Here is a 23956-nt window from a genome sequence, read left to right on the forward strand (position 1 = left end):
GAAGCAATGCCAAGGATCGATCGGGACGGCGTCGGCATCTACTACGAGGTTCATGGCGACGGGCCGCCGCTGTTGCTCACCCATGGCTATTCCTCGACGTCTGCGATGTGGCAAGAGCAGGTCGACGCGCTGGCGAAAGACCACAAGCTCGTGCTGTGGGACATGCGCGGTCACGGCCAGTCCGACTATCCCGATGATCCCAAAGCCTACAGCGAAGCGCTGACGGTCGGCGACATGGCGGCGATCCTCGATGCCGTCGGCGCCGAGCGCGCCATCATCGGCGGGCTGTCGCTCGGCGGATACATGTCGCTCGCGTTCTATCGCGCCCATCCCGCACGCACGCGCGCACTGCTGATCATCGACACCGGGCCCGGCTTCAAAAAAGACGACGCACGCGAGGCCTGGAATGCGCGGGCGCTCGCCACTGCCGACAAGCTCGACCAGGAAGGTCTCGCTGTGCTGAAGGCGGCGACCCGCGAGCGCGCCACCGCCAGCCACCGCAACGCCAAGGGGCTGGCGCTCGCCGCGCGCGGTATGCTGACCCAGCGCGATGCCGCGGTGATGGAGCTGCTGCCTGATATAAAGGTGCCGTCGCTGATCGTGGTCGGCGCCGACGACACGCCGTTCCTGGCGGCGTCGGATTACATGGCGGCCAAGATCCCCGGCGCACAAAAGGTCGTGATCCCCGCGGCCGGACACGCCGTCAACATCGACCAGCCCAAGGCTTTTGTTGACGCCGTGGTGCCTTTCCTGAAGAACTTGCCGGCATAGGCGGCGAGACGAGGATTCACGACCATGAAGCGGGCAATCTTGGCTGCGGGCGCGGCGCTTCTCTCAATGGCGGCGTCGGCGCAGGCGGAGCCGTTCGGCACGGTGCCGTTGCGCCGTCCCTTCGTCGACACCTTGTCGAACAACATGCCCCTGGCGTTCGGGATGGACGCGGACCAAACCGCGCATGCGCTCGGCCAGCCCCTGCAATACGTCAAGGGACGGCCCGGCAACGAGATCTATCTCGCTCTTCGCGATCTCGGTGGCAGCGGACTGGTGCCGTCCCGTCACCGCCTGTTCCTGCAATTCCGTCATGGACGGCTGGCAGGATGGAAAGAGGACTACGGCGACAACTGGATGTGGGAGTGACTGATAACTGCGAACCCCGCATCAACGATCAACCAAGAAGGACAACCCGCGTGGGACAAGACATCAAACTGACGGCGTCGGACAATTTCCAGCTTGGCGCCTATCGCGCCGATCCGACCAGCGCGCCGAAGGGCGCGGTGGTGGTGATCCAGGAGATTTTTGGCGTCAATCATCACATCCGCTCGGTCTGCGACCGCCTCGCAGGCGAGGGCTATGTCGCGATCGCGCCGTCGATCTTCGACCGGACGTCGCCAGGCTTCCAGTCGGGCTACACGCCCGATGAGATCGCGGAAGCTCGCAAGTTCGTCGCCAATCCGGATTGGGCGGCGATGCTGCGAGACACGCAAGCCGCGATCGATGCGGTAAAGGGTGTCGGCCCGGTCGGCATCATCGGCTTTTGCCTCGGCGGCAGCGTCGCCTTTGTCGCGGCGACGCGACTGACGGGCCTGAAGGCCGCGATCGGCTATTATGGCGGCGCCGTCGTGCGCTTTGCCGACGAGACGCCGAAGGTGCCGACGCAATTGCATTTCGGCGAGAAGGATGCCGGCATTCCTCTCACCGACGTCGAGACCGTCAAGGCAAAGCGGCCTGACGTCGAGGTCTTCATCTATCCCGGCGCCCAGCACGGCTTCCATTGCGACGAGCGGCCGAGCTACGACAAGGCCAGCTCCGAGATCGCCTGGCCGCGCAGCATGGCCTTTTTCGCGAAGCATCTGACGAAGTAGCGCGCGTAACTCTCTCCTCCGTCATTCCGGGATGCGCCGCGAAGCGGTGCAGGCCCGGAATCCATCAGGCCTCGGAGTCGGTGGCGCGATGGATTCCGGGCCCGCGACTTCGTCGCGCCCCGGAATGACGAGAGGAGAGAGCGGAAATCGGGTGGCTGCACCACGCCGCCCGGCGATAGAGCTGGCTGATCAAGCCAGGTCACGCCGGGAGAGCGTCATGCAACAGGCCAACACCAATATCGTCATTCGCAACCCGTTCGGCACCATGGATGTGCCTGCGCCCGGCGACGCTGAAGTCATGCACTACGCGATATCAGTTGCGCTTGCCGGCGATGCCGCGGACGTCAACGCGGCGCAATGGGCCTCCATTCCCGCACCTTCCGATCCACTCGAAGGCGCCTGGGCGAGCCGCTGGAACGGCGGTGCTGACCCGACCATATCGGGCGATACACCGGAGCTTTGGAAACAGGGGCGCGCAGAGGTGCGCATCGTGCGCGAGCGGATCTATCTGCGGTTCGATTGGGACAATGGCCGACGGCACGGGCTGATCGATGCTATCAGCGAGAGCGGCAATGGGCTGATCGGGAAATACATCAACCTGACCAATCCCGCGATCGTCAGGCCATGGATCGGGCTGGTGGTTGACACCAACAGGATCGACGGATGCTTTCCGAACGGGCGGCTTGATTTCAGGCGGTGAACGACGCGAGGCGCGCGACTAGAACCAGCGCTCGCCGACGAACACGGTGTCGCCGGGGCTGACGGGCGTGCCGAGCGGCACGACGGCGCGCATGGCGCCGCCGGCTTCGGTGTGGGTCACGGTGACCATGTCGCGCTTGGCGCGCGGCGAGAAGCCGCCGGCGATCGCGACCGCGCTCTCGACCGTCATGTTGGGCACGTAAGGATATTGGCCGGGGGCTGCGACTTCGCCGAGGATGAAGAACGGGCGGTAGGACTCGATCTCCACGGCGACAGACGGTTCGCGGATAAAGCCGTTGCGCAGGCGCGCAGCGATCTCTCCGGCAAGGCCCGCCGGGGTGCGGCCACGCGCCGGCACCGATCCGATCAGCGGCATGGTGATGGAGCCACCGGCATCGATGGCGTAACTGTTGGTGAGACCTTCCTGGCCGTAGACCACGACACGCAGCTTGTCGCCGGCATCGAGATGATACGAAGCGTCGTAGCGGACGGGGGCGGCCACCATCGGCGCGGCATAGGCGACCGGAACGGGCGCGGGACCCGAGGCAAAGGAATTGGTGAGCGCATCGATGGCGCCACCGCCATTGGCGACGACGACCGGCGGCGGCGCGCTGTAGGGCTGGCCATAGGCCATGGTGTCGAGATCGGGGCGGGGCTGCACATAAGCGACGGGGCCTGTGGTCTGCATGCAGCCGCCCAGGGTCAGCGCGGCGGACGCTGCCATGATCGACCATCGAAACGCGCGCAGAACCCGCACCGGACCATCCCTACAACCGAGACAGCTCCAGTCTTGCACCCGTTATGGTTAACAAAGGGTTGAGGGGGGCCTCGGCGCCAGCCGCTTGGTGTCATTCCGGGGCGACGCGTCAGCGTCGAACCCGGAATCTCGCGCTGCAATTTCTGGATTCCGGGTTCGCGCTGGCGCGCGCCCCCGGAATGACGGGTGGATGCCTTACGCGCTCACACCAACACCGATCGGGCACGACACGCCGGTGCCGCCCAGGCCGCAATAGCCGGCGGGGTTCTTCGCCAGATATTGCTGATGATAGTCCTCGGCAAAATAGAACGCGCCGGCAGGCCCGATCTCGGTGGTGATGGCGCCGAGACCCTTGGCCTTGAGCGCCTTCTGATAGAGCGCCTTCGACTCGTCTGCGGCCTGCTTCTGCGCATCGGAGGAGGTATAGATCGCACTCCGATATTGTGTGCCGACATCGTTGCCCTGGCGCATGCCCTGCGTCGGGTTGTGGTTCTCCCAGAACGTCTTCAGCAGCTTCTCGTAGGAGATCTTCTCGGGATCGAACACGACCAGCACCACTTCGGTGTGGCCGGTGCGGCCAGAGCAGGTCTCTTCATAAGTCGGGTTCGGCGTGTGACCGCCTGCATAGCCGACGGCAGTGGTGTAGATGCCCTCGCCAAGCTCCCAGAATTTCCGCTCGGCGCCCCAGAAGCAGCCGAGCCCGAATAAGGCTTGCTCGAGGCCCGCAGGATAGGGCGGCTTCAACTTGCTGCCGTTGACGAAATGGATGCTCGCGGTGGGGATCGGTTGCGCACGACCGGGCAGCGCGTCAGCTGCGCTCGGCAATGCGGTGGACTTGCGCATGAACAGCATGATGGATCTCCGAGAAACGAGCTGGCGCGCGCCTGAACTCGTTGCTCTGGCGGCGGGCTCGCGATCAGGTGGGAATATAGGTCTCTACGCAGGAAGCGGCAGTCTTGTTACGCCGCCCGCTCGCTGCTCAGTCCCGGCGGGAATTGAAGCTCAATCCCGGCGGGAATTGAAAGATCAATCCCGGCGGGAATTGAAAGATCAATCCCGGGTATAGCCGATCAGCGGCTTGCGCGGGCGGAACAGGATCATCAGCAAAATGCCGAGCAGGCCGAGGACGGCGAAAACCGGCTGGTCCAGCACCAGGCGGATCACCGAGGTCCACAGCCAGGGCGCCTTGGCCTCGATCCAGGCCCGGAAGGCGGACTGGCTGGCCTGGTTGATGTCATTCCAGAACTGGCAGAACCGGGTGAAACGGAGGGTCTGGTCGGCCACCCAGCGGGCACCGTCATAGACCATGAAGAAGAATCCGCCGGCCAGCAGCAGCAAGCCAATCAGTCGGAAAAAGCCGCGGATCATGCCCCACCCAATATGGTCACCCGATCGGACGACCCCTATAAACGCCGTCAGCCAATAGCCAAGAGACGGCAGAAATTCAACCTCATCAGGGCGTTACGGCCCTCCTTGGCGGCACCTCGGGCCCGCTTTTCCAGCCCCTAAAGCGTTGACGGTGCCAAAGACCCCCTCTATAAGGGCGCCAACTGGCGGCGGGCGCAATCCTGCCGCCGCTGTTCTTTGAGCAGTTGCAGGCTCTTTTGGGGCCTCAGAGATGGCCGCAAGGCTCATCGCTCATGTTCCGGGAACGGCCCAGCAACCGAACACCCTAAATCCGAGCGTCGATTCCGCGGTCAAGCTGCCGGCGCTACCCGACCAAGACGCGACCGGTACCCGCAAAGGACATTGAGACCATGGCCAACACTACCTCCGCCAAGAAAGCGACGCGCAAGATCGCCCGCCGCACCGCCGTCAACAAGTCGCGCCGCACCCAGATGCGCGGCGCCGTGCGTAACGTCGAAGAAGCCATCAAGACCGGCGACCGCGCCGCCGCCGCCAAGGCGCTGGCCGCCGCCGAGCCCGCGCTGATGCGCGCCGCCCAGCGCAACATCATTCACAAGAACAACGCCAGCCGCAAAGTCTCGCGCCTCACCGCGCAGATCGCCAAGCTCGCCAAGTAAGTTCGAGACGCTAGCTCGCGACGTCGGTTTGTCGCGCGAAGCCGATCGCTTCGTTCGATCTGTTGAAGCCAACATCGCAAGCCTCAATCAGCCCGGCTTTCACGCCGGGCTTTTTGTTGGCCGCCACAATTCACGCTTGCGGTCTCTTCACGCTTGCAGTCTTTGACGCGCGCCATCTTCCGTTGGAAGAGTCTCGTCGTCTTCGCTATGCTGTGTCCGTAGTTTTACCTGCCGTTGTTTTTGCAACAGCTGAAACCTTGGTTTGCGCTGCGGTGCGGTGCGAAAAACCACTGCGGCGCGGGCCTAAGTTGAATTCGCGCGAAGCAAAGTTCTGCACACCGTAGTTTCACCGGAACCTGTTTTCTGCTCGGGTTACCCTGTGAAACGAGACTCAAAAAACGGTGTCTCGCTAATCACTTATCGACATAGCGGCGACAAGCATTTGGAAAATTCGCTCGCACGTCGCGTGCGTGACGATTTTGTAAAAATTTTTTGGCGGTGGCGGAGTCGTTGTCACATGACACGCGCGATTTTCGAATCTGTGCACGAATCCAAAAACTTGGTCTCAAGGCTGTGAACAACTCGTGCGCGGCGTTAACGCTGGTCAAGTTTTTTGATGCCTCAAGTGTGAATCAATTTCGTTGCGAGTCTTTCCGCTTAGTGTATTCCTTAAGTCGTTCGCGGCGCCCACGATCTTGAGACCAGCGCGGTTTAAGAAACGGGGCGAGCGTGCAAATCGGCGGCGGTGTGCACGTAGGCGACGCTTCAACAAGCGATAGTCGGATCAAAACCCATAGCAATATGGGAACGGTAGCTCTTTGTCTTGACGTCTCCAAGCGAGATCTTCGCGATCACGCTCGCACCAAGCGCATGTGCAAGATACATGTGAGAGACATCTTGAGACTACCCCGATACGCATGATGGCGTGGCCGAGCGGACGACACGAGCAGACGGGCAGGACATCCGCGACTTGAGTACAGCGCGGAGGTTCTTTTACGCAGGACCTTGCCGTGAGCAATCACGGCAGGACGGGGAGGTATCATGTCCTACGGATTCAACGCGGTATTGACTTTAGCTTCATCCTCCAACGATGCCGTTTCCAATCCGTCCTGTGCGCAGCCCCCCTGTGACGGGGCGTCGAGTACGCGCTGACCTCGCGAACCCTCCATCTCCGACATCGCTGATCTGACCGCGGCGCTATCCGCCGAACGGTCGAGCTGTGCCCAAAAGATGGACTCGCTCGAGGTCGCGCCGTGCATGGCAGGAACTCTGCATGGCGCCCACCACGCAACCTTATCTCTCAAGAAAAGTTTTCAAATGATGACGACATCGGAACAGGATCGCTGGTCACGCGTGAAGAGCAGGTTGCGCTCGAACGTCGGCGAGGACATCTATACAAGCTGGTTTGCGCGCATGGATCTCGAAGGCGTGCAGGACGAGAGCGTGCGGCTCTCGGTCCCGACGCGCTTCCTGAAGAGCTGGATCCAGGCCCATTATGCCGAGCGCGTGCTGTCGTGCTGGCAGGCGGAGATGCCGGAAGTGCATCGCATCGATCTCACCGTCCGTTCCGCTGTGCGCCCCGTGGTGCAGCCGAAGGAAGCGCCTGCGCCGGTCGAAGCCCGCCGCACCCCTGCGCCGGAGCTGCGCTCGACCGCGACCGCGCCGGTTTCCGCCAACCATGACGCGCTCGGCGGCTCGCCGCTCGATCCGCGCCTGACCTTTGCGAGCTTCGTCGTCGGCCGCTCCAACACGCTGGCCCATGCCGCCGCGCGTCAGGTCGCAGAAGGCCGCCGCGGCGACCCTGTGATGTTCAACCCGCTCTACATCCATGCCGGCGTCGGCCTCGGCAAGACGCATCTGCTCCAGGCTGTGACCTGGGCGGGCAATTCGGGCAATGAGCGCAAGGTGCTCTATCTCACCGCCGAGAAATTCATGTACGGCTTCGTCGCCGCGCTGAAGACGCAGACGGCGCTGGCCTTCAAGGAAGCGCTGCGCGGCATCGACGTGCTCGTCATCGACGATCTCCAGTTCCTGCAGGGCAAGTCGACGCAGGCCGAGTTCTGTCACACGCTGAACGCGCTGATCGATGCCGGCCGTCAGGTCGTGATCGCGGCCGACCGTCCGCCGTCCGATCTGGAAAGCCTGGACGATCGCGTCCGCTCGCGCCTCGCCGGCGGTCTCGTGGTCGAAATGGGCTCGCTCGGTGAGGAGCTGCGGCATGGCATTCTCAAGTCGCGCGTCGCAGCTGCCCGCACCCATCATGCGACTTTCGACGTACCGGAAGAGGTGCTGCATTATCTGGCGCGCGCCATCACCCACAACGGCCGCGACCTCGAGGGCGCGATCAACCGGCTTCTTGCTCACTCGAAACTCAATAACCAGCCGGTGACGCTGGAGATGGCCGAGCGCGAGGTGCGCGACCTGATCCGCCCCTCGGAGCCGAAGCGGATCAAGATCGAGGACATCCAGCGCGTGGTGGCACGGCAGTATAATGTCAGCCGCTCCGACCTGCTGTCTTCGCGCCGGACCGCCAATGTGGTGCGTCCGCGCCAGGTGGCGATGTACCTCGCCAAGACGCTGACCCTGCGCTCCCTGCCCGAGATCGGACGCCGCTTCGGTGGCCGCGACCACACCACGGTGCTGCACGCCGTGCGCAAGATCGAGGCTCTGGTGTCCAAGGACAATGCGCTGTCCGAGGAGGTCGAGTCGCTCAAGCGCCAGCTGCAGGAATAAACGCCCAAGGAATAAACGCCTAAAGCTTTCCTCCCCCCACCTCCCGCCGACCCGGGCATGCCCGGGCGGCGGGTTTCGTTTGCCCGGACGGCCGCCTTCATTTCTGCCTGTAAATGTCGGGGAACTGCTCCCCAATCCCTTGAAACGGATGGCTTTCCGCGCCACCTTGCGCGACCCTGACGGCTTTGGTCATATCGGCTGAACGATCCGGCTTTCAGGGATCTTCGGTGCCGTGGTGCGCGTCCTGCCGCCCGGCTTCTCCAACGCTTTAGTTTTCTCGGGGATCGGGCGAGTAGTGCAATGAAGGTTACGGTCGAACGCGCGCAACTCCTGAAATCGCTGGGCCATGTCCACCGCGTGGTCGAGCGCCGCAACACGATTCCGATCCTGGGCAACGTGCTGGTGCGCGCCGAGAACGCGAAATTGTCGCTGAAGGCGACCGACCTCGACCTCGAGGTGACCGAGACGCTGCCGGCGGAAACCGCAACCGCCGGCTCGACCACCGTGCCGGCGCACATGTTCTACGACATCGTGCGCAAGCTGCCCGACGGCTCGCAGATCGTGCTGGAGGCCGACGGCGACCGCGCGGTGCTGGCGATCCGCGCCGGCCGCTCGCGCTTCACGCTGCAAACCCTCCCCGAGAATGACTTCCCGGACCTTGCCGCCGGCGACCTCTCGCATTCGTTCAATCTCGCCGCCAAGGACGTCAAGCGGCTGATCGACCGCACACAGTTCGCGATCTCGACCGAGGAGACGCGCTATTATCTCAACGGCATCTATCTGCATGCCGCCGGCACCGCGAAGGCCGCCACCTTGCGCGGCGTTGCCACTGACGGCCACCGCCTCGCCCAGCTCGACTTGGTGCAGCCCAAGGGCGCCGAGGGCATGCCGGGCGTGATTGTGCCGCGCAAGACCGTCGGCGAGGTGCAGCGCCTGATCGAGGACACCGAGGCCGAGATGACGATCGAGCTGTCGCAGGCCAAGATCCGCTTCACCATCGGCAACGTCGTGCTGACCTCGAAACTGATCGACGGCACCTTCCCCGACTACGGCCGCGTCATCCCGCAGGGCAACGACAAGGAGCTCGTGGTCGACAAGAAGGACTTTGAGAACGCGGTCGACCGTGTCTCGACGATCTCCAGCGAGCGCGGCCGCGCGGTGAAATTGTCGCTCTCGCCCGGCAAGCTGGTGCTGTCGGTGACCAATCCGGATTCGGGGAGCGCCACCGAAGAGCTCGAGGTCGAATATGCCTCCGACGCGCTCGATATCGGCTTCAACTCCCGCTACCTGCTCGACATCGCCGCCCAGATCGAAGGCGACGTCGCAGTGCTCCGCCTCGCCGACCCCGGCTCGCCGACGCTGGTGCAGGACAAGGACGACAAGAGCGCGCTGTACGTCCTGATGCCGATGCGGGTGTGAGGCCTACCTTCACGCCACACATTGACTACATTCGTCATGGCCGGGCCAAAGCGCGAAGCGCGTCTTCGCGAGATGTCCCGGCCATCCACGTCTTGAGAGCCTGAGAACGTGGGTGACGGCAATGACGAGCTAACATGACCCCCTCCCGCATCCATCGCCTGACGCTGACGCATTTTCGGAACTATCGGGCGGCGGGGCTCGAGACGGCGGCTGACATGGTGGCGCTGGTCGGGCCAAACGGAGCGGGCAAGACCAATTGCATCGAGGCGATCTCATTCCTGTCGCCCGGACGCGGCCTGCGACGCGCCACGCTGGAGGATGTCGCCGACAACCAGGGCGACGGCTCCTGGGCGGTGTCCGCGCAGGTCGAGGGCGCATTGGGGCTGGCTACGCTCGGCACCGGTATTGACCCGCCGCGTGCAGATGCCGCGGTGAACCGGCGCGTCCGCATCGACCGCGAGCCGGTGAATTCGGCGACCGCCTTCGGCGATCATATCCGCATGGTCTGGCTCACGCCGGCGATGGACGGGCTGTTCATGGGCGCGGCGTCCGAGCGGCGGCGCTTCTTCGACCGCCTGGTGCTGGCGATCGACAGCGAGCATTCCAGCCGCATCAACGCGCTGGAACGCTCGCTGCGTTCGCGCAACCGCCTGCTCGAGACGCGCAATTACGACGACCATTGGTGTGACGCGATCGAGCGCGAGACCGCCGAGCTTGCGGTCGCGGTCGCCGCAACGCGCGGCCAGACCGCGGCACGCCTCACCGGCATGCTGAACACGCGCGCACGGCAATCGGCGTTTCCCTCCGCTCAAATCGCGCTCGACGGCTGGATGGAGAACGCGCTGCTGACCGAAACGGCGACCTCGGTCGAGGACCGCTACCGCCAGATCCTGCGCGACAACCGCCCGCGCGACGCCATCGCCGGCCGCACCACCGACGGCCCGCATTTGACCGATCTGCAGGTCATCTACGCACCGAAGAGCATGCCGGCGCGCGATGCCTCCACCGGCGAACAGAAGGCGCTGCTGATCGGCCTCGTGCTGGCGCATGCGACGCTGGTGGCCGAGATGACCGCCATCGTGCCGCTGCTGCTGCTCGACGAGGTCGTCGCCCATCTCGATCCCAACAGGCGCGCCGCGCTGTTCGACGAGCTGCGCAAGCTCGGCGCGCAGGTCTGGCTGACCGGCGCGGACCCGGCCGCGTTTGCCGAGATCGGCGCGGGCGGCGAAGTCTTTGACGTCGAGAGCGGACGCGTTTCCGCCCGGCGCTAGCCCGTTTTGTTGAACCCGGCTTATTCGGATCGCGACTAGGACTGTGAGGCCGCGCAGGCGGTGTCGCAGCCGTTGCAATCGCGCGATCGACACGCGCGATATCCCTGGAGAGAAAGACCATGACGACGGTAAGGCGCGGGACGAAAGTCCCGGCACGATGGCGGCTGTTCGTGTGCGGCCTCGCTCTGCTCGCAAGCGGCGTGGCCGCGGCAAGCGCGAGCGGATGGACGCCGCATCTGTTCTCGTCCGCGCTCACGCCGGATCCCGACGCCGTGCTGCCCGCGCCGACCCGGGCCAGCTATCGCGAGATCGGCACCACGAAAATGCTTGGCATCGACGCGCCGCTGCGGACCAGGCTCACGGCACGCATTCCCGCCGAGCTCGGCGACGTGCTCGCCTTCTACCGCACCGAGCTCGGCAAGCTGGGCTGGAAGGAGCAGCACGATGGCGCGGTCATCGCCAGCGATCACGTCCGGCTCACCTACACGACGGCGCTGGGGCCGGCGGCGCTGGCGCTCGACCGCAAGGGCGCGAGCACCTCGGTCAACCTGGTGCAGCGAAACAAGGAGGCCGCGACCATGGCGCATGTGATGCCGAGGCCCGGCCGCGCGGCGCTGATGTTCACCAATCTCGGCGACAAGGAAGCCGTGGTGACGCTCGACAACCACATCGTCATGCTTCCTGCCCGCGCCGGCAAGGAACGTCCCGAGGCGCCGTTGTTCAACATGCCGCCGGGCAAATACGCCTACGCCTTGAAGATCGACGGCGGAGCGGACCGCGACACGACGATCGAGCTCGCGGCCGGCGATGCCTGGGAGGTCACGGTCGGCCCAGAAGGCGACCTGTGGTCGCCGCTCCAGCTCTATTGAGCTCGGCGCCGCCGGATACCGCTGTTGAACCTGTCAGGTTCCCGCCGCGACTAGCTGACTGGGCCGCGCCAATTCTCGCGAAATCCAGGAGCTTTGCCGATGTCGATGATCAAACGCGGGACGCGAGCCCCGGCACGTGGGCTGCTGCTGGCCTGCAGCCTTCTGCTGATGGCGAGCGCCGCACGCGCCGCGCAATTCGACGCCGGCTATATCGACCCTCACACGGTGCCGATGCTGCCCGGCGCAATCGAGGACACCTCGCGTCCCGACCCTTCCCGGGTGCAATATGTCGTGCCGACCGTGGTCGCGGTGACATCGGCTGCCGTGAAGAAGATGCTCATCACCGAGGGCTGGGTGCCCTATGTCCGCCCGCTCGACGAGACCAACACCAGCCTCGCTTTCAAGAAGGGAGGCCAGGGACTGTCCGTTTCCTTCACGCAGGGGCTCGGCCGACCCGACCAATCCGCAGTCACCTACTCCCCGAACCGCATCTATTCGAACGTCCCCTTCCCCGAGGGCGCTGTCGATCTCGTGTTCGACGAGACCCGACCCTATCTCGGCTGCATCGCGCCGGCCACGCTCGAGGCCGCACAGGCTTTCTACGCGAAGGAAATGGCTGCGATCGGCTGGCGCAAGCTGACGCCCGAGACGGCTGGAAGCTGGCCGAATGCGGACCTGAGCGCATCAGTCCCGAACGGCGTGCGCGCGTACTACGACCATCCCGATGGCGACTCGACGCAGTTCTACAAGCAGAAGCCGGTGATGCTGACCCTGACCCGCCGTGACGACGGACGCACCAATGTCGACATCAGGATCGCACCGTTCGCGCTGCCCACCGATCTCGAGGCCGGCGATACGGCCGGCCTACCGGAGCCGAAGCCATACAAATCGTCCTCGGGCCGAGGCAACGCCCGAACATCAACGCGCGAACTGATCGTTGCAGCCCTTGCCGACCTGCCCGCCGTAGAAGCCTTCTACCATCGCGAATTTGCAGCGCGGGGCTGGACGGAAGAGGGAAATGCACCTCTTGCGCCAGGCGACGAGGTCGCGCTGAAATTCTCCTCGCCGGAGGAAAACGGCGTGCTGCATCTCGGCCGCAAATACGATTTCACGATGGTTCATCTGACCGCGCAGGTGAAGGAGAGCGTGCTCGCCGCCCGCGCCAAGGCGAAGAAGGACGCAGACGACCAATTCATGAGGGATGCCGAGGCGATGACGAAGCAGGTCCTCGCCGACGACGCTATCAGGCGCAAGGCGCAGGCCGCCACGCTGTCGGATGCGCCGTTGCAGGCGCTCGCAGGCAGCAACACGCCGCTGCCGGTGCCCGAGAACGCGCAGGAGGTGGAGTTCGGCGACGGCCGGCTCGAATTCAACTCGACCTCGAGTGTGAAGGCGCTGGCCGCGTTCTACCGCGCCTCAATGAAGCCCGCTGGCTGGAAGGAGCAGCCCTCCGTCATCAACCAGCCCAACATGGCGGTGCTGGAATTTTCCAAGGCCGGCAAGTCGATCTCAATGACCTTGATGCAGATGGGCCCGAAGGTGAATGTCAGCGCCAACGGATCCGGCCTGAGAATGGCTGCCGCCAAGCCTGCCGCCACCAGCCAAGCGGCGAGCAACGATTCCGCAGGCGCGCCAGCCAAAGCCTCCGCCCCGCTGGAAGCAGATCCGGACTCTGCGCTGCCGGTGCCGAAGCAGCACACATCGACCTCGCTTGGCACGGCAAAACTGCCGGGCATCGAGGTGCCGTTCCGCCGCGAGCTCGAGGCCAGCGTTCCGGCAGAGCTCGGCGATGTGCTCGTCTTCTATCGCAGCGAGCTGAAAAAGCTCGGCTGGCAGGAGAAGCCGGAAGGCGCGATCACGACCGCCGATCGTGTCCAGCTCGCCTTCGCCTCGCCGCAGGGGCCGGCGACGTTGAAGCTCGGCCGCGCCAACGGCGAGACCTCGGTCAACCTCGTGCAGAAGAACCCGGATGCCGCGACCAAGGCGGACATCATGCCGAGGCCAGGTCAGGCCAAGCTGCTGCTTGGCAATATGGGTAACCAGGAAGCCGTGCTCACCATCAACAAGCAGACCGTCAAGGTCGCGGCCGGCGCCGGTGGCCCTCAATCGCCGAAAGGGCCGATGCTCGATCTGCCGCCGGGCAAGTATCAATACGCGCTGAAGGTCGCAGGGCAGCCCGGCTGGAACGCCACGATCGAACTCGTCGCCGGCGATGCCTGGGGCCTGATGGTGGGCCCGACCGGCGAGGTGCTGCCGCTGCAGATGTATTGATCCCGCCGCCTTCGCCTGTAACGGCCGGGTTGAACCCGTCAGGTTCGTGGGGCGACTAGTTGTCTGGAGACGGCGGCGACTATGTCGCAGCCGCGCCGGCGCGAAAATCACAACCGCAACGTCCCTGGAGAGTGGGCATGACGAGGTTGAGGCGCGGGACGAAGGTCCCGGCACCATGGCGGCTGTTGCTGTGCGGCCTTATTCTGCTTGCCAGCTGCTCGCGGGAGCCGCTGACCGCAGCAGATGCGCACGCCGACATGCCCGTGCCGACGCGAGCCAGTCACTCAAGTTTCAGCACCACGCACGCGTCCGGCATCGAAGTCCCGCTCCGGATCGAGCTCAAAGCCCAGGTGCCCGCGGAGCTCAGCGACGTGCTCGCCTTCTACCGCGCAGAGCTCGGAAAGCGCGGCTGGCAGGAAAAACCTGGTGGCACGATGGTCGCCGCCGATCGCGCCCTGCTCGTCTTCGCCTCCCCGAAGGGGCCGGGCATGCTGACGCTCGACCGCGCCAAGGGCGAAACCACGGTTGACCTGGTGCAGCGGAATACAGAGACCGCGGCCAAGGCCAACTTCCTGCCGATATCTGGACAAGCGCGGCTGATATTCGGCTATCTCAGGCCAAACGTGGCTTCGCTTGTCATCAACGATCAAACCATTGAGATCGCTGGTGGCGAAAATCATCCACAAGCGCTGGATCTGCCGCCAGGCAGCTATCCCTACGAGCTGCGCGCGTTTGGCCTTCTGCTGCGCGCCGATACCGTCACCCTGGCGGCAGGCGAGACCTGGGACCTCAGCGACGACAAGAAGCCGTCCCAGATCTACTGAACCCCTGGCCTGTTCCAGGGCACCACGACACCGCGGAACGAGCGTCTGCACCCCCGCAAAATCCACGCCTTTGAGGCTCGAAAACAGCCCCTCGAATCGGGCTTTTCGAGCCCCCCGGAATCGGCCTTCGTACGCCTTGAAATCAGGCCCAAAAATCCTATCTGATCAAAGGGTTGCCGGGAGATACTTTGCGCTAGGCGCAAACCCTCTTTCATGGCACAAATAGCTCCTTAATCAGCGCCTTTTGCGCGGCTGATTCGGGCGACATCTCGAAGGCCTCTCATGACAGAACCTGCTCGGCAGCAAGCTGCCGAAAACGAGCCCTCCACCGCGAGCGAATACGGCGCGGAATCGATCCGCGTGCTCAAGGGGCTCGATGCCGTTCGCAAGCGCCCCGGCATGTATATCGGCGACACCGATGACGGCTCGGGCCTGCACCACATGGTCTACGAAGTCGTCGACAACGCGATCGACGAAGCGCTGGCGGGCCACGCCACGCGCGTCGACGTCGTGCTCAATGCCGACAATTCCGTCACCGTGCGCGACGACGGCCGCGGCATTCCCGTCGACATCCACAAGGGTGAAGGCATCTCGGCGGCCGAGGTCATCATGACCCAGCTGCACGCCGGCGGTAAGTTCGACCAGAATTCCTACAAGGTCTCCGGCGGTCTGCACGGCGTCGGCGTCTCCGTCGTCAACGCGCTGTCGAGCAAGCTGGGCTTGCGCATCTGGCGCGACGACAAGGAACACTACATCGAGTTCGCCCATGGCGATGCGGTCGCACCGCTCAAGGTGGTCGGCGATGCGCCGGGCAAGCGCGGCACCGAGGTCACGTTCCTGGCCTCGGGCGAGACCTTCAAGAACATCGAGTATGATTTCGCGACGCTCGAGCACCGCCTGCGCGAGCTCGCCTTCCTCAATTCCGGCGTCAACATCGCACTGTCAGACATGCGTCACGCAGTCGAGAAGCGCGAGGAGATGTACTATTCCGGCGGTGTCGAGGAGTTCGTCAAATATCTCGACCGCAACAAGAAGGCCCTGGTGCCGGCGCCGATCATGGTGCGTGCAGAAGCCAACGGCATCGGCGTCGAGGCCGCTTTGTGGTGGAACGACAGCTACCATGAGAACGTGCTGTGCTTCACCAACAACATCCCGCAGCGTGACGGCGGCACCCATCTGGCCGGTTTCCGCGGCGCGCTGACGCGTCAGGTCAACGGCTATGCCGAGGCCAATGCGAAGAAGGAAAAGATCGCGCTGACCGGCGACGACTGCCGCGAAGGCCTCACCGCCGTGCTGTCGGTGAAGGTGCCGGACCCGAAGTTTTCGTCGCAGACCAAGGACAAGCTGGTGTCCTCGGAAGTGCGCCCCGTGGTCGAGAACGTCCTCAACGAGGCGCTCCAGGCCTGGTTCGAGGAGCACCCGTCCGAGGCCAAGATGATCGTCGGCAAGGTGATCCAGGCCGCCGCCGCCCGCGAGGCTGCGCGCAAGGCGCGCGAGCTGACGCGCAAGAGCCCGCTCTCGGTGTCCTCGCTGCCCGGCAAGCTCGCCGACTGCCAGGAAAAGGATCCGGCCAAATCAGAACTCTTCATCGTCGAGGGTGACTCGGCAGGCGGCAGCGCCAAGCAGGGCCGCAACCGCGAATTCCAGGCCGTGCTGCCGCTGCGCGGCAAGATCCTCAACGTCGAGCGCGTTCGTCCCGACAAGATGCTGGGCAGCGAGCAGATCGGCACGCTGATCACCGCGCTCGGAACGAGCATCGGCGACGAGTTCTCGGTCGAGAAGCTGCGCTATCACAAGATCATCGTGATGACGGACGCCGACGTCGACGGCGCTCACATCCGTACGCTGCTACTGACCTTCTTCTATCGCCAGATGCGCGACATCATCGACGGCGGCTATCTCTACATCGCCCAGCCGCCGCTCTATAAGGTTTCACGCGGCAAGTCCGAGCAGTACCTGAAGGACGAGCGGGCGCTGGAAGACTATCTGATCGACACAGGTCTCGATGATTGCGTGTTCGTCCCCGGTGCCGGCGGCGACCGCACCGGCCGCGACCTGCGTTCGCTGGTCGATGACGCCCGCGTGGTTCGCAGCATTCTGCGCAACCTGCACAGCCGCTACAACCGCAAGGTGATCGAGCAGGCCGCGATCACCGGCGTGCTGAACAAGGCGATTTACGGCGATCCCGAGAAGGCTGCCGCGGCGGCGCAATACATCGCCGGCCGCCTCGACAATCAGTCCGAAGAGGTCGAACGCGGCTGGCTCGGCCAATACGTGGAAGGCCATGGTTTCCAGTTCGAGCGCACGGTGCGCGGCGTCAAGGAAGCCGCCTTCATCGACGACGCTTTCTTGGGGTCGGCCGAGGCCCGCAAGCTCGACGAATACACCGTGAAGCTCCAGGACGTTTATGCCCGCCCCGGCAGGCTGCGGCGCAAGGACATCGAGCACATGGTCTACGGTCCGGTCGACCTGTTCGAAGCGGTCACCGACGCCGGCCGCAAGGGCGTCACGCTGCAGCGCTACAAAGGTCTGGGCGAGATGAACCCAGAGCAGCTCTGGGAAACGACGCTGGATGTCAATGCGCGCTCGCTGCTGCAGGTGAAGGTCAAGGAGGTCGACGAGGCCGACGACATCTTCACCAAGCTGATGGGCGACGTGGTCGAGCCGCGCCGCGACTTCATCCAGGAACATTCGCTCAGCGCGACGATCGATATCTGAGGCTTTGTCGCCTGTGACGCTCGGTGTGAGCTCCGGGCACAGATCACCTCTCCCGTAGGGAAAGGAGCGCATCGACAGATGCGATCCGGGTGAGGGATTCTGGCGTCACTGGATGCCGCGCTCCCTCACCCGGATTCTCAGGCGGGCAATTACGCGCCAAAGCAATCCGACCTCTCCCCGTTGGGGAGAGGTGAAGCAAGCCCCCGCCCCCCTGAACCTCACCCCCGCCAATCGCGACAAAATGGCGTAGGTCCATCGGACGACTGCGGCGTTGCCGACGCGAATTTCACTCAGCACGCGGGACGAGAGCGCCGGAGCCGCAGTGAGAGCCGGCGCGATGGCTTGAAGGCAAATCCTGGAAGAGGTTCGAACGAATGTTGCCGACGTTAGCTGGACAGAGCCGAATGTACGTGCAGCAGGTCTTCGAAATGGCCGAACTCTTCGGTTTCGAAACCCGCAACAAGTACCGCATTCGCGATGAAAATGGCCGCGATCTGCTCTATGCGGCTGAACAGCAAAAGGGACTTCTCGGCTTCCTGGGGCGGCAGGCATTCGGGCATTGGCGCTCCTTCGAGGTGCATTTTTTCGACAGCGCGCGACAGCCAGTCATGCGCGGGATCCATCCTTTCCGCTGGTTCTTTCAGTGCCTGGAGCTGCGTTCGCGCGACGGCCGCCTCATGGGAACCATCGAGCGTCAGTTTTCGATTCTCACCAAGAGCTTCCACGTGCACGATGCGCAGGGCAGAGTGGTGCTCGAAGTCAGCTCGCCATTCTGGCGCGTCTGGACCTTTCCATTCATGCGCGGCGGGCAGGAGCGAGCGCGGGTTGCGAAAAAATGGTCTGGCCTCGGCTCGGAACTGTTCACCGATCGCGACAATTTCCTGGTGGAATATCTGGAACGCAGTCTGACAGAAGATGAGCGAGCGCTGGTTCTCGCAGCTGCGATCTACATCGATCTCATGTATTTCGAAGTCAAAGGCGAGGGCGGCGTGATCAATTTGCTCCGCAGTTGACGCGGCCGCCTCAAGCTCAGGTCCTCATCCTGAGGAGCCCGCGACGGGCGTCTCGAAGGATGGCCGCGGGGAAAGCCGGGCCTTTCATGGTCCGAGACGCGCGTTCCGCGCTCCTCACCATGAGGGGCGAATAACGAATTCGGAGCTGGCCTGCACAATTGCTACCGCGCTCAATTCCCTATAGTTTCCGCCTCCAAAGCAGCCCGCCCCACCGCAACAGGACGGAGAGATCCACGTGGCGCCCATTCAGTATATCGTCGAGGGCGGTCACCGGCTCTCAGGCTCGATCGAGCCGGCCGGCAACAAGAATTCGGCGCTGCCGATCATCGCCGCCGCCCTGCTCACCGAGCATCCGGTGACGCTGGAGAACGTGCCGCGGATCCGCGACACCGAGACGCTGGTCGAGCTGGTCCGCTCGGTCGGCGCATCCGCGGAATGGACCGAGCGCAACACGCTTCACATCCATGCCAAGAGCATCCGCGCCGCCGATCTCGATCCCGAGCTCTGCGTCCGCATCCGCGCCTCGATCCTGCTGGCAGGCCCCCTGCTCGCGCGCTGCGGCGAGGTGATGCTGCCGCCGCCGGGCGGCGACGTCATCGGCCGGCGGCGGCTCGACACCCATGTGCTGGCGCTGGAGCAGCTCGGGGCCAAAGTCACCGCGACCGACCGGCTGGAATTCCGCTGCCCCAAGCTCACCGGCGCCGACGTGTTCCTGGACGAGCCGAGCGTGACCGCGACCGAGAACGCGCTGGTTGCCGCCGTCGCGGCTGACGGCGTCACCTATTTGCGCAACGCGGCCTCCGAGCCGCATGTGCAGGATCTCGCCAATTTCCTGGTCGCGCTCGGTGCGAAGATCGAGGGCATCGGCACCAACACCATGGTGATCCATGGTCCGGCGACGCTGGGTTCTGCGACTTATCGGATCCAGCCGGACCATATCGAGGTCGGCTCGCTGATCGGGCTTGCCGCCGTGACGCGCTCGCCGCTGCGGATCGTGCGTGCGGGTGTCGAGCATCTGCGCTCGATCCGCATGGGCTTTGAGCGGCTCGGCATCGTCTGTCGCGTCGAGGGCGACGACCTGATCGTGCCGTCGAACCAGACGCTGAAGATCCAGGACGATTTCGGCGGCCACGTGCCGAAGCTGGAAGACCAGCCCTGGCCGGCCTTCCCGGCCGATTTGATGTCGATCGCGATCGTCACCGCCACGCAATGCGAAGGCGTGATCCTGATGTTCGAGAAGATGTTCGAGTCCAGGATGTTCTTCGTCGACAAGCTGATCGGGATGGGTGCGCGCATCGTGCTGTGCGATCCGCATCGCGCGATCATCGCCGGCCCCAGCCGGCTGCACGGCGCGACGCTGAGCTCGCCCGACATCCGCGCCGGCATGGCGATGCTGCTCGCCGCCATCTGTGGCGAGGGTACCTCCACCATCAACAACGCCGACCAGATCGAGCGCGGCTATGAGCGCATCGACGAGCGGCTGAACGCGCTGGGCGCGAAGATCCGGCGCGTGCCGGAGCGGAAGGGGTGAGTCTTCACCTGGGTGTGGGAGAGCTCTCCCCGACAACAGTATCGTAGGGTGGGCAAAGCGCAGCGTGCCCACCATCTCTTTTGAAGTCATTGATAGGTCGTGGGCACGGCGCAAGTGCGCCTTTGCCCACCCTACGATTCCGAGCTAGCGGATCGAGTCCCTCACCGGAGCCATGTTTTCGACGTGCGGCTGTGCTATTGACGCGGCCATGCTCGACACCGTCCAACCACAACAGCCGCCGCAAACAGGCGTGCAAAGCCATCTCACGCAGGAATTCGTCGAGACGCTGCGGCTCGCTGTGCCGATGATGCTGACACAGCTCGGGCAGATCGCGATGATCACGAGCGATCTCGCGCTGATCGGGCGGCTCGGCGAAGATTCGGTCGCGGCTGCGGCACTTGCGCACACCGTCTATTTCGTCAGCTTCACCTTCGGGCTCGGCCTGATGGCCGCGGTGTCGCCGCTGGCAGCCCAGGCGTTCGGGGCCGGCGACGTCAGGCGCGTCCGCCTCTCCCTGCGCGTCGGCCTGTGGGTCGCGCTGCTGATCTCGCTGCCGATGATGGCTTCGCCGCTGTATGGCGAGCACATCCTGATCGCGCTCGGACAGGCGCCGCATTCGGCCGCGCTTGCGCAGCGCTATCTGAATGGCCTTGCCTGGGGCATCGCGCCCGCGCTCGGCTTCATCGCGATCCGCAGCATGATGAGCGCGGTGAACCGGCCGCAGCCGCCGCTATGGATTACGCTGGCGGCGATCCCTGCGAATTTCGCGCTGGTCTATTGCCTGATCCATGGCCTGTTCGGCTTGCCGGAGCTCGGCCTGTTCGGCGCGGGGCTTGGGACCACGCTGGTCAATCTCGGCACCTTTATCGCCGCGCTTGCCGTTGCGGCATGGCGCAAGCCGTTCGCCGACTACCATCCGCTCACGCGTCTCTGGCGGATCGACTGGCCGTTGATGCGCCAGCTGATCGCGATCGGCGCGCCGATCTCGTTCTCGCTGTTGCTGGAATACGGTCTGTTCTCTTCGGCTGCGCTGTTGATGGGCCTGATCTCGACCACCGCGCTCGCCGCGCACCAGATCGCGCTCCAGGTCACCGCCGTGCTGTTCATGGTCCCGCTCGGCATCGGCATGGCCGCGACGGTGCGGGTCGGTCACGCCTTCGGCCGCGACGACCCGGCCGGCGTGCGGCGCGCGGGCCTCGTCGCCGCGGTGCTCGGGATTGCATTTGTCTCGGCCCTGACCGTCGCCATTATCCTTGGGCGCTATGAGCTGGGGCGGCTGTTCTTCGGCAGCGACGCGGCCAGCGCGCCGACGATCGAGCTCACTGCGAGACTTCTCCTGGTCGGCGCGACCTTCTTCATCGCCGATGCGCTCCAGACCATCATGGGCGGCGCCCTGCGCGGCATCAATGACACCAGGATGACGCTGGTGTTCGCAGCCATTGGCTATTGGTGCGTCGGCTTTCCGATCGCCTGGATGCTCGCCTTCCACGCCGATCTCGGCGCGGTCGGGGTCTGGACCGGGCTGTCGGTCGGATCGTTCGTCTATGCCGGACTCTTGATCTTGCGATTCCGGATGCTGACGCGCAAAATCGCGGGATGACAGGATCCGTTCGCGAAATCACCCCCGAGGTCGATGCCGGCGCCTTGCTCTCAGGCGCCCAGTTCATCGATGCCTTTCGTGTCGAGGTCGGCGCGAGGCCATTGAGCGCCCGCGAGGCCTGCACAAGAATGGTGGTGCACGGGCCGCGCTGGGTCGATGTGCTGACCCGCTTGCGCAACATCCTGGTGAAACCCCTTGGACTGAAGACGTCGGGCGAGGGCGCTCCGGCTCCGCACGGCATGATCGGCCTGTTTCCCGTGCTGAGCGAAACGCCGGAGCGTCTGATCGCCGGCTTTGACGACTACCATCTCGATTTCCGCGTCGTGGTCGACGTCGCCGGCGATGCGGCGGACCGGCAGGTGACGTTGACCACCCTGGTGCGGACCAACAACCTGCTCGGGCGCACCTACCTCGCGCTGATCGTACCGTTCCACAAGCTCGTGGCCCGCAGCATGATGGGAGACATCGCGGAGCCGGCGCGATGACGCTGTCCGTCGATCTGTTCTTTTCCTTTCGCAGCCCGTTCAGCTATCTGGCGCTGCCGAAGACGCTGAAGCTGGTCGAAGAGTACGACCTCGCGGTGAACCTGCGGCCGGTCTATCCGATCGCGGTGCGCATACCCGGCTTCTTCAAGAAGGCCAGCCCGAACTTCATCCGCTATGTGGTGCTGGACAGCACGCGCGTGGCGCAGCACGAGGGCATTCCGTTTCGCTTTCCGCGGCCCGACCCGGTCGTGCAGGACAAGACGACGTTCGATGTCGCGGCCGAGCAGCCCTACATCCACCGGCTGACCCGGTTGGGTGCGATGGCGCAGCTCGAAGGCCGGGCACTCGCGTTCACGGATGCGATCGCGCGCGTGCTGTGGGATGGCTCGGTCGCGGGCTGGAACGAGGGCGATCACCTCCCGCGCGCCGCGGAGAAGGCCGGGTTCGATCTCGCCGCGATGGATGCGGCGATCGGCGCCGATCCCGATCGCTACGAGCAGGTGATCACGGAGAATGAAAAGGATCACGCGGCGTCAGGCCATTGGGGCGTGCCGACCTTCGTGTTCGAGAACGAGCCGTTCTTCGGGCAGGACCGCATCGACCTGCTGCTCTGGCGCTTGCAGAGCAAGGGGCTCGCGAAGAGGTAACTCACTCCGCGACCTTCACCGGTCCATCCGCCGCCGCCTCCGACCATTCGCCGACGACGCGGTCGAGGTCGCAGAGATTCTGGTGCATCTGCTCCAGCGAGAAGCCGAGCGCGAAGAAGCGCTCGGCGGTGTCGCTCGTGTGGCCGCGGATCAATCCGTCCTGGCGCACCGCCGCCACCGCCTCGGAATAATGCGCAAGCGCGACGTGAACCGGGTGGATCGGCGGCGCGCCGGCACCCTCGCGCAGGGCTTCGGCTGCCGACTTCAGGAAGCGCAGGATCGCCGTGCTCACCTCTGCCAGGGGACCTGCAAGCCTCACCTGCACCTCGGCCGGCAGCGGCACCACGGTGGCGCGGCCGATCATCACGACGTCGTGGCGCAGCCGCAGGATCGTGCGCAACAAGGGGCCGGTGTCCGGACCGCTCGACAACCGCGCCGAACGCTCGCGCTCGGCCTCGGCGCCGATGGTGTTCATACCGACCATGGCGGTGCCGATGCCGTCCTGAATCCGATGCAGCGCATCGTTGTCGCGGCCGCGCGTGAGGCCGGCGAGCAGTTCGTTGAAGGCCTCCGCAATCAGCTCCAGCAGTTTCGCCGCACTGGCGCGAATCTGCCGTACCGCGCGCGAGGGCAGCACCAGGAAGGAGACGAGCAGCCCCGTCACCGCGCCGACCGAAACCTCGCAGACGCGGTCGATCGCCGAAGCCATGGGATCGGCATGATGCATCGACGGCAGCACCAGCACGATCACCGCCGTCACCGTCGCGGAGCTCAGATTCGGATAGAGCGCTGCGAGAAAGGAAAGCGGCGCCACGGCCAGCATCAGCAAGCCCAGCAGGCCGAGTTCACTGGAATACGGAATCAGGATGGCGATCGCGCCGCCATAGATCGCGCCGCCGATGGTGCCGAGCATGTAGTCGCGCGTCGCCTTCAGCGAGCGGCCGACGCTCATCTGGGTCACGATGATCGACGTCAGCACGGCCCAGAGCGGCAACAACAGATGCAGCGCGGTGGCGAGCGCATAGGCGCCGGTGGCCGCGACGGTGACCCGGACCGCCAGCCCCAATTGCGTCCTGCGCGACCAGACGCGGTCGAACAGCTCTCTTGCTGAAATCATCATCTGAAGTCCCGGTCCGATCCCATCGCGCCAGCCAAAAGCATAGCTGATGCCCGCGGCCCCAAGGCCGCTTGAAAGGCAAAATCAGCCCGCCTAACTTGCCGGCCAAAACGAGG

The 23956-nt window shown here is 64.7% G+C and carries 21 protein-coding genes; 17 read left to right on the forward strand and 4 right to left on the reverse strand.

Annotated features, from left to right (window positions below):
* Positions 1–6 precede the first annotated feature (6 nt).
* The 4 genes from L6639_RS08035 to L6639_RS08050 all read left to right on the forward strand — a co-directional run bounded on the left by L6639_RS08035 (position 7) and on the right by L6639_RS08050 (position 2562).
* Complete coding sequence (locus tag L6639_RS08035) at positions 7–771, forward strand: alpha/beta fold hydrolase (protein ID WP_237860541.1); 765 nt, start codon at positions 7–9, stop codon at positions 769–771.
* 24 nt (positions 772–795) lie between these two features.
* Positions 796–1137 carry a hypothetical protein gene (locus tag L6639_RS08040; RefSeq protein WP_237860543.1) on the forward strand — a complete coding sequence of 114 codons (342 nt, stop codon included), beginning with the start codon at positions 796–798 and terminating at the stop codon, positions 1135–1137.
* Between the two features lie 50 nt (positions 1138–1187).
* Positions 1188–1862, forward strand: a complete 675-nt coding sequence (locus L6639_RS08045) for a dienelactone hydrolase family protein (protein ID WP_237860545.1) — start codon at positions 1188–1190, stop codon at positions 1860–1862.
* 217 nt (positions 1863–2079) lie between these two features.
* Entirely contained in the window at positions 2080–2562 is a 483-nt protein-coding gene (locus tag L6639_RS08050; protein ID WP_237860547.1) for a hypothetical protein, read from the forward strand.
* 18 nt (positions 2563–2580) lie between these two features.
* On the opposite strand, the gene L6639_RS08055 is transcribed toward L6639_RS08050, so the two are convergent.
* The 3 genes from L6639_RS08055 to L6639_RS08065 form a co-directional block, all read right to left on the reverse strand.
* The gene (locus L6639_RS08055; protein ID WP_237860549.1) at positions 2581–3285 is read right to left on the reverse strand and encodes a polysaccharide biosynthesis/export family protein; all 705 of its coding nucleotides are present in this window, start codon (positions 3283–3285) and stop codon (positions 2581–2583) included.
* A gap of 228 nt (positions 3286–3513) precedes the next feature.
* The gene (gene msrA / locus L6639_RS08060) at positions 3514–4170 is read right to left on the reverse strand and encodes a peptide-methionine (S)-S-oxide reductase MsrA (protein ID WP_237860551.1); all 657 of its coding nucleotides are present in this window, start codon (positions 4168–4170) and stop codon (positions 3514–3516) included.
* Between the two features lie 198 nt (positions 4171–4368).
* A complete protein-coding gene (locus L6639_RS08065) occupies positions 4369–4686 on the reverse strand; it encodes a hypothetical protein (RefSeq protein ID WP_237860553.1) in 318 nt (105 codons plus the stop codon).
* 389 nt (positions 4687–5075) lie between these two features.
* Here L6639_RS08065 and rpsT point away from each other — a divergent pair, with 389 nt between their 5' ends.
* From rpsT to L6639_RS08130, 13 genes are all read left to right on the forward strand, one after another.
* Positions 5076–5342, forward strand: coding sequence for a 30S ribosomal protein S20 (gene rpsT / locus L6639_RS08070; RefSeq protein WP_092289289.1), 267 nt, complete (start codon positions 5076–5078; stop codon positions 5340–5342).
* Between the two features lie 1320 nt (positions 5343–6662).
* A complete protein-coding gene (gene dnaA, locus L6639_RS08075; RefSeq protein ID WP_237861308.1) occupies positions 6663–8075 on the forward strand; it encodes a chromosomal replication initiator protein DnaA in 1413 nt (470 codons plus the stop codon).
* A gap of 300 nt (positions 8076–8375) precedes the next feature.
* Entirely contained in the window at positions 8376–9494 is a 1119-nt protein-coding gene (dnaN, locus tag L6639_RS08080; RefSeq protein WP_128963055.1) for a DNA polymerase III subunit beta, read from the forward strand.
* A 134-nt stretch (positions 9495–9628) separates the two neighbouring features.
* Positions 9629–10765, forward strand: a complete 1137-nt coding sequence (gene recF / locus L6639_RS08085; protein ID WP_237860554.1) for a DNA replication/repair protein RecF — start codon at positions 9629–9631, stop codon at positions 10763–10765.
* Between the two features lie 119 nt (positions 10766–10884).
* A complete protein-coding gene (locus L6639_RS08090; protein ID WP_237860556.1) occupies positions 10885–11634 on the forward strand; it encodes a hypothetical protein in 750 nt (249 codons plus the stop codon).
* Between the two features lie 99 nt (positions 11635–11733).
* On the forward strand, positions 11734–13905 hold the full coding sequence (locus L6639_RS08095; protein ID WP_237860558.1) for a hypothetical protein: 2172 nt from the start codon (positions 11734–11736) through the stop codon (positions 13903–13905).
* Between the two features lie 137 nt (positions 13906–14042).
* A complete protein-coding gene (locus L6639_RS08100) occupies positions 14043–14729 on the forward strand; it encodes a hypothetical protein (RefSeq protein ID WP_237860559.1) in 687 nt (228 codons plus the stop codon).
* Positions 14730–15011: 282 nt separating this feature from the next.
* Positions 15012–17447 carry a DNA topoisomerase (ATP-hydrolyzing) subunit B gene (gyrB, locus tag L6639_RS08105; protein WP_237860560.1) on the forward strand — a complete coding sequence of 812 codons (2436 nt, stop codon included), beginning with the start codon at positions 15012–15014 and terminating at the stop codon, positions 17445–17447.
* A 374-nt stretch (positions 17448–17821) separates the two neighbouring features.
* Positions 17822–18460, forward strand: a complete 639-nt coding sequence (locus L6639_RS08110; protein WP_271607731.1) for an LURP-one-related family protein — start codon at positions 17822–17824, stop codon at positions 18458–18460.
* 235 nt (positions 18461–18695) lie between these two features.
* A complete protein-coding gene (gene murA / locus L6639_RS08115; protein WP_237860564.1) occupies positions 18696–19991 on the forward strand; it encodes a UDP-N-acetylglucosamine 1-carboxyvinyltransferase in 1296 nt (431 codons plus the stop codon).
* Between the two features lie 208 nt (positions 19992–20199).
* Positions 20200–21591, forward strand: coding sequence for an MATE family efflux transporter (locus L6639_RS08120; protein ID WP_237860567.1), 1392 nt, complete (start codon positions 20200–20202; stop codon positions 21589–21591).
* A complete protein-coding gene (locus tag L6639_RS08125; RefSeq protein ID WP_237860568.1) occupies positions 21588–22076 on the forward strand; it encodes a DUF2867 domain-containing protein in 489 nt (162 codons plus the stop codon). The genes L6639_RS08120 and L6639_RS08125 overlap by 4 nt, the downstream gene beginning before the upstream one ends.
* Positions 22073–22723, forward strand: a complete 651-nt coding sequence (locus tag L6639_RS08130) for a 2-hydroxychromene-2-carboxylate isomerase (protein ID WP_237860570.1) — start codon at positions 22073–22075, stop codon at positions 22721–22723. Before L6639_RS08125 ends, L6639_RS08130 begins: the two co-directional genes overlap by 4 nt.
* Position 22724: 1 nt before the next feature.
* On the opposite strand, the gene L6639_RS08135 is transcribed toward L6639_RS08130, so the two are convergent.
* A complete protein-coding gene (locus L6639_RS08135) occupies positions 22725–23840 on the reverse strand; it encodes an FUSC family protein (RefSeq protein ID WP_237860572.1) in 1116 nt (371 codons plus the stop codon).
* Positions 23841–23956 lie beyond the last annotated feature (116 nt).

The sequence above is a fragment of the Bradyrhizobium zhengyangense genome, from assembly GCF_022012555.1.
Lineage (GTDB): Bacteria > Pseudomonadota > Alphaproteobacteria > Rhizobiales > Xanthobacteraceae > Bradyrhizobium > Bradyrhizobium zhengyangense.